We start from the raw sequence: 1465 nt of genomic DNA on the forward strand, positions 1-1465 counted from the left end.
GGGTGCAGCAGGCGGCGATCGTCTCCGCGAGGCTGGACGAGTGGTCGCCCGTGGTCTCGGTGACGGGGAGGGCCGCCGGTGGGGAGGTGGTCGCCATGCCTCCAGCATGCCTCAGCTATTGACAGCCGTCTATGTGCACGTCCATCCTCGGCTCGACAGGCATAGACCGATGTCGATGCGAGGGTGGTTGTGATGGCCAGGGTGCAGTTGGCGTTGAACGTGTCCGATGTGGACGCGGCGGTGGAGTTCTACTCGAAGCTGTTCGGGGTGGAGCCGGCGAAGCGCCGGCCGGGGTACGCGAACTTCGCCGTGGACGTGCCGCCGTTGAAGCTGGTGCTGATCGAGAACCCGGACGCTCGTGGCGCTGGGGTGGCGGGGGCGCTGAACCACCTCGGGGTGGAGATCGAGACGTCGGAGGAGGTGTCCGCCGCCGCGACCCGGCTGCAGGACTCCGGGCTGGTCACGGCGGTCGAGGAGAACACCGCCTGCTGCTACGCGCTGCAGGACAAGGTGTGGGTCGATGACCCGGACGGTGCGCCGTGGGAGATCTACACGGTGCTCGCCGACATCGCCGAGAGCAGCGGCACGCAGCTGCGGACCGTCGAGCCGGGCGATGGTCCTGGGTCGGCGTGTGACTGCGGGCCGGTGTGCGCTCCCACGGTGACGATCGAACCGGCGTCCGCCGGCACGGCACGCTGACCCCGGAGATGTCGGGCGACGGGGAGAGTCAGCCGCCGCTGGTGCGGCGGCTGGCCGCCGAAGCGGTGGGCAGCATGCTGCTCGCCGCGCTGGTCATCGGGTCGGGGATCGCCGCGCAGCAGCTCAGCCCCGATCAGATCGGTCTGCAGCTGGTCGAGAACGCCGCGGCGACCGCCGCCGGCCTGTACGCGATCATCCTGATGGTCGGCCCGGTGTCCGGGGCGCACTTCAATCCCGTGGTCACGGCGGTCGATGCCGCGTTCGGGGGGCTGTCGTGGCGGGATGCCGCCGCCTACCTGCCCGCCCAGATCGCCGGCTGTATCGCGGGAGCGGTGCTGGCGAACCTGATGTTCGACCGGTCGGCGGTCTCGATCTCCACGCACCATCGGGCGTCGGGGTCACACCTGCTGGCCGAGGTCGTCGCGACCGCCGGCCTCATCCTCCTGATCTTCGCGCTGGTGCGTTCCGGGCGCGGCGAACGGGCCCCGGCCGCGGTCGGCGCCTACATCGGCGCCGCGTACTGGTTCACCAGCTCCACCAGTTTCGCGAACCCCGCGATCAGCGTCGGACGGATGTTCTCCGACACCTTCGCCGGGATCGCCCCCGCCTCCGTACCGGCGTTCATCGCCGTCCAGGCCGCCGGAGGGCTCGCAGGGTACGGGCTGGCGCGGCTGTTCTACCCACCGACCCCGACCACCCCGGCACAGGCCGCCCAGGTCCTGCTCCCACACACCGACACCGCCGCCGCGGCGAACGGCGCCGCCCA

Annotated in this window: 2 protein-coding genes; both read left to right on the forward strand. The window is 71.2% G+C overall.

From position 1 onward, the window contains the following. The first annotated feature begins 192 nt into the window (after positions 1 to 192). Entirely contained in the window at positions 193 to 699 is a 507-nt protein-coding gene (locus BBK14_RS14065; protein WP_071062689.1) for an ArsI/CadI family heavy metal resistance metalloenzyme, read from the forward strand. Positions 700 to 707: 8 nt separating this feature from the next. Next, the coding region (locus BBK14_RS14070) for an aquaporin (RefSeq protein ID WP_071062691.1) at positions 708 to 1465 on the forward strand (758 nt) is incomplete at its 3' end.

The organism is Parafrankia soli, assembly GCF_001854695.1.
GTDB lineage: Bacteria > Actinomycetota > Actinomycetes > Frankiales > Frankiaceae > Parafrankia > Parafrankia soli.